This is a genomic window from Sphingopyxis granuli NBRC 100800, from assembly GCF_001591045.1.
In the GTDB taxonomy this organism is placed as follows: domain Bacteria; phylum Pseudomonadota; class Alphaproteobacteria; order Sphingomonadales; family Sphingomonadaceae; genus Sphingopyxis; species Sphingopyxis granuli.
Map to the genome: position 1 here is coordinate 1 of NZ_BCUA01000146.1, position 5,198 is coordinate 5,198.

Below are 5,198 nucleotides of genomic sequence, written 5' to 3' on the forward strand. Positions count from 1 at the left end.
GGGGCTGCTCGTCGCCTTCGCGGTGCGCCGCGCGCTCGATCGCGGCCTGTCGCTCGGCTATCTCGACGCGCAGCTGCGCCTGCGCTTCGGCGACGATCAGCCCAATGCGGTCAAGACGATCATCGACACCTCGCGCGATCCGATCACGCTCGAACAGCTGCGCAGCGACCTCGACGGTCTGGCGCCGCAGCTCGTCGGGCGGAGCGACGGCAACGGCAATCTGTGGACCGGCATCAAGCGCGAGTTCGGCGAACTGTTCGTCGTGCGGCCGGCGGGCAGCCAGTCGACGCGCGCGTCGGAACGGCTCGACCGGGCGCGCCGCTATCTGGCGGGCGGGCAGGTCGACAAGGCGATCGAAGAGGTGCAGGCGCTGCCCGGCGCCGAGGCGGCGACCGAGTGGCTGATCGACGCGCGCCGCTATCACGAGGCGCGCCGCGCGCTCGACCTGATCGAAACCGCGGCGATATTGGAGCCGCGCGACGGCCAGGCCGCCGCGATGGTCCGCAAGCAGGCCGAAACCACGCCCTAGGATTTCCGGGCCGCACTCCGAAGGAACACCGCCATGGCTCTCGCCGACCCGCAGCGCTTTTTCCCGGGATGAGGCCGCTGGAAGGTCTGCGCGTCGTCGAGCTGGCGCGCGTGCTCGCGGGGCCGTGGAGCGGGCAATTGCTCGCCGACCTCGGCGCCGAGGTGGTCAAGGTCGAGCGGCCGGTCGCGGGCGACGACACCCGCCACTGGGGGCCGCCCTTCGTCACCGGCGCCGACGGCGCGAATCTGGGCGCCGCTTATTATCACAGCTGCAACCGCGGCAAGCGCAGCGTCGCGATCGACATCGCGACCGCGCAGGGGCAGGCCGAGGTGCGCGCGCTGCTCGCCGACGCCGATGTCGTGATCGAGAATTACAAGGTCGGCGGGCTGGTCAAATATGGGCTCGATCCCGCGCGGCTGCGCGCCGATTTCCCGCGCCTGATCGTCTGTTCGATCACCGGCTTCGGCCAGACCGGCCCCTATGCGCACCGCGCCGGCTACGACTTCATCGTCCAGGCGATGAGCGGCTTCATGTCGCTGACCGGCGAGCCCGACGGCGCGCCGCAGAAGGCGGGGATCGCCTATGCCGACATCTTCACCGGCATGTATGCGACGGTCGCGATCCTCGCGGCGCTGCGGCGCCGTGACGTCACCGGCGCGGGCGCGCATGTCGACATGGCCTTGCTCGACGCGCAGGTTGCGGTGCTCGCGAACCAGGCCGCCAATTATCTGGCGAGCGGCGTGGCGCCGAAGCGCATGGGCAACGGCCACGCCAATGTCGTGCCCTATCAGGCGTTCGCGACCGCCGATGGCCAGCTCGTCGTCGCGGTCGGCAACGACGGGCAGTATCGCAAGCTTTGCGCGATCCTCGGCGAGCCGCAATGGGGCGACGACCCGCGCTTCGCGACCAACGCGGCGCGGCTGGCCAACCGCGCCGAGTTGATCCCGCTGCTCGCGGCGAAGATCGCGACCTGGGAAGCGCAGCCGCTGTCGCTCGCGCTCGAGGCCGAAGGCGTGCCCGCCGGGCCGATCAACGACCTCGCCGGCGTCTTCGCCGATCCGCAGGTGATCGCGCGCGGCCTGCGCTTCCGCCCCGAAGGCGCATCGATCGACGGCGTTGCGAGCCCGATCGTCATCGACGGCGAACGCATGGTCGCCGCGACCGCCGCGCCGCCGCTCGGCGGACACCCATAGAAAAAGGGGCGCCGCTATGGACGCCCCTTTCCCCCTTTTTGACGGTGCGGCGGGTCAGAACTTGACCGTGCCGGTGACGAAGACCTGCCGCGGGTTGCCGTAGAAGGCGGTCAGCACGCCTTCGAGTCCCAGCGTCGAAGCGCCGGCGGCGTTCTGATAATTATAGCCCGAGGTGATATAGCGCTTGTCGGTCAGATTCTTGCCGTGCAGCCCGATCGAATAATCGCCGCCGTCGGCGGTCCAGACGAGGCTCGCGTCCCACAGCACATAGCCGGGCTGGTCGAGCGCCGGGATCGGCACCTCGAACTGATGCGTCTTGCTGCGATAGGTGAGGCCGGTCGAGGCATCGACGATGCCGCCCATCGCCGGAATGCCCGCCGCGAGCGAGCCCATCGCCGTCCATTTGGGCGTGTTCTGGAAGGTGCGCAGATTGGAGACGTCGGCCGGGGGATTGCCGGCGATAAACCGCTTGTACTTGGCGTCGATATAGCCGAGCGCGCCGTTGAAGCGGAACGTCGAACCCGCACCCGCGAAGTCGCGCGCAAGGATGGCGTTCGCTTCCGCTTCGATGCCTTGCAGCCGAGCCTTGCCCGCGTTGGTGGTGATGCCGCAGAAGCTGGGCAGGCCATAAGCATCGATACACGCCGAAGACCCCGGAATCTGGACGTCCTTGTAATCCATATAAAAACCGGCAAGGCTCAGCGTCAGGCGGCGGTCGAGCAACGACCCCTTGTAGCCGATCTCGTAGCTGTCGACCTTTTCGGGCTCAAACGCCAGATAGTCGTAGATGTCCTGATAGGAACGACCCGCGGCCGGATTGCTGATCGGCGCCGAAGAACCCGATCCGCGCGGGTCGAAGCCGCCGCCCTTGAAGCCCTTCGAATAGGAGGCGTAGACCATGTTGTCGGCGTCGGGCTTGAAGCTCAGCGAAGCGCGTGGCGTGAATTCCTTGAAGGTGCGGTCGCCGCGGAAATTGGTGGACGTCGCCACCGTGATCGGTGCGATCGTGCCGCCGAATTCGGGCGACAAGCCCGAGATTCGTGTCGCCTTGTAGACGAAGGCGTTGCGCTTGTCGTTGGTGTAGCGACCACCGACCGACAGGCTGAGCTGGTCGGTGAAATCGACGGTGAAATCGCCGAATACCGACCAGGTCTTGGTCCGCACGTCGCCCGCCGTATAGGCATTATATCCCGGTAGCGGTCCCCCCAGCGCGGGTGGAAGCGCGGCACCGGTCAGCCCCAGCAGCACGTCGAACGAGGTCGCCGCCTTGGCATCGAGATAATAGAAGCCGACGAGGCCGTGCAGCCGGTCGCCCTCATAGAGAAGCTGGAATTCCTGGCTGAGCTGCTCGTTGCGATAGACGGCGGGCACGTCGACGTCGACCGACGGCAGCGCGTCGAAATCGATCGGCGTGAAGCTCGTGTCCTTGCGCCACGCGCTGATCGACCGCAGCGTCACCGTGTCGCCGAGTTCGGCCGAGACGTTCATCGCAAGGCCATAGGCCTTGACGTCCTGCCTGGGGTCGTTGAGCCCGGCGCGCGTGTCGTAGACATTGTCGAGCACCGGCGCGCCCGAGACGAGCCCGGGGATCAGGCGGTGGCCGTTGCGCGGATCGGACTTGTCGCGCGTGTAGTCGCCCGAGATGCGAATGAGCACCGGCGCGCCGTTACCGCCCATTTCGACCGTCGCGCGGCCGGCCCAGACGTCCTTGTTGTAGTTTTCCAGCCCCTTGATGTTCAGATTGTCGCCGAAGCCGCCGCGCGACAGGCGCGCGACCGAGCCGCCGACGCGGACGATGTCGCTGATCGGCGCGCTTGCGGTGACGACGAGGTCGGCCTGCTTGTAGGTGCCCAGCGTGCCGCGGATGCGCAGTTCGGGCGAATCGGGGTTGAGCGCGCGCGTCACATATTTGACGGCGCCGCCGATCGTGTTGCGGCCATAGAGCGTGCCCTGCGGACCGCGCAGCACCTCGATCCGCTCGACGTCATAGATGTCGAGAACCGCGCCCTGCGGCCGGTTCAGATAGACGTCGTCGAGATAGATGCCGATGCCCGCCTCGAACCCCGGCACCGGGTCCTGCTGGCCGACGCCGCGGATGAAGGCGGTGAGCGTCGAATTGGTGCCGCGCGAATTTTCGAGCGTCGTGTTGGGCGCCATGTTGGCGACGTCGGTGATGTCGATCGCCCCGGCCTTGGACAGCGTGTCCGCCGACAGCGCGGTGACGGCGATCGGCACGTCGATCAGCCGTTCGTCGCGGCGGCGCGCGGTGACGATGATTTCGGCGCTGTCGTCGTTGCTCGCGCCTTCGTCCTGCTGCGCGAAGGCGGCGGGGGTGAAAGCGAGCAGCGACAGCGCGCTGGTCGCGCAGACGGCAGTGCGGAGGCGGCGGGCGAACGGACGCATGTGACTCTCCCATGGACGGACGGCCCCTTGCCGTCCGTTTGATTTTTCGGGGCTGGCGCTTGCCAAGCCGCGAGCCACCCAATAATGAAAGTTGAACCGGGTTTCAACTTTGAACTTCGGCCCCGGCTTTTTTGCTTGTCAGCGATGCATAAAAGCCACGATGCAGAAAGGCCGGAGAATGGGGAGATGGAAGGCAGTCATGGATCGGGCGCAGACGGCGGGAGCCGAAGCCGGCAATCCGGATAAAGCGCCGCGCACCGAGCGCGGCCGGCGCACGCTGCGCAAGCTGCTCGACGCCGCGGCGGTCGAGTTCGGCGAGCGCGGTTTCCACGACGCGTCGATCAGCGGCATCACCCGCCGCGCGGGAACCGCGCTCGGCAGCTTCTACACCTATTTCGATTCGAAGGAGGAGATCTTCCAGGCGCTCGTCCGTTACATGAGCGAGCAATTGCGCGATCATGTCACGCCGATCGTCCAGGCCGCGCCCGACGAGATCGCCGCCGAGCGCATCGGCCTCGAATCCTTCCTCGGCTTCGTGCGCGAGCATCGGGAAATCTATCGCATCATCGACGAGGCGGAATTCGTCGATTACGCCAGTTACCGCCGCCACTATGAAACGACGGTCGAGCGTATCCGCCAGCGGCTGGCGAGCGGCGCGGCGCGCGGCGAGATTCGCGCCGACGCCGGCGAGGTCGCCGCCTGGGCGATCGCCGGCATGAACGTCTTCCTCGGCATGCGCTATGGCCTGTGGGACGCCGACGCCGATATCGAGGCGGTCGCGCGGATGGCGAACGATCTGCTGGCGAACGGGCTGGCGAAGCGCGATTGACGCGTCGTCGCGGTCCGCGCGCGGCGCATCCTTTAAGGCCTGTGGGGATTCGGCGTTCGGCACGCTGCCTCATCGGTTCGTCATGTTGAACTTGTTTCAGCATCCATGGCCGGACCTTCCCTTTTGCGCCGCCTTTCAGACGAGGACGGACCATGCCCCCCCGATCGGGTCCGGGGGCAGGCCCTGAAACAGGCTGGCATCTATACCCTTCAGTCAGGTCAGGCGCTGTTCCCCGGCGAAAGCC

The 5,198-nt window shown here is 67.1% G+C and carries 4 protein-coding genes; 3 read left to right on the forward strand and 1 reads right to left on the reverse strand.

The features are described 5' to 3' along the window. Both SGR02S_RS18830 and SGR02S_RS18835 read left to right on the forward strand, forming a co-directional pair. Positions 1–529: mitofilin family membrane protein (locus SGR02S_RS18830; protein ID WP_255211530.1), on the forward strand; the 529-nt coding region annotated here is incomplete at its 5' end. Positions 530–597: 68 nt separating this feature from the next. Then, complete coding sequence (locus SGR02S_RS18835) at positions 598–1,722, forward strand: CaiB/BaiF CoA transferase family protein (RefSeq protein ID WP_067113706.1); 1,125 nt, start codon at positions 598–600, stop codon at positions 1,720–1,722. A gap of 54 nt (positions 1,723–1,776) precedes the next feature. Here the strand turns inward: SGR02S_RS18835 and SGR02S_RS18840 are convergent, their stop codons facing one another. After that, complete coding sequence (locus SGR02S_RS18840) at positions 1,777–4,125, reverse strand: TonB-dependent receptor (RefSeq protein WP_067113707.1); 2,349 nt, start codon at positions 4,123–4,125, stop codon at positions 1,777–1,779. 199 nt (positions 4,126–4,324) lie between these two features. Between SGR02S_RS18840 and SGR02S_RS18845 the strand changes: the two genes are divergently transcribed. After that, a complete protein-coding gene (locus SGR02S_RS18845) occupies positions 4,325–4,954 on the forward strand; it encodes a TetR/AcrR family transcriptional regulator (protein ID WP_067113709.1) in 630 nt (209 codons plus the stop codon). Positions 4,955–5,198 lie beyond the last annotated feature (244 nt).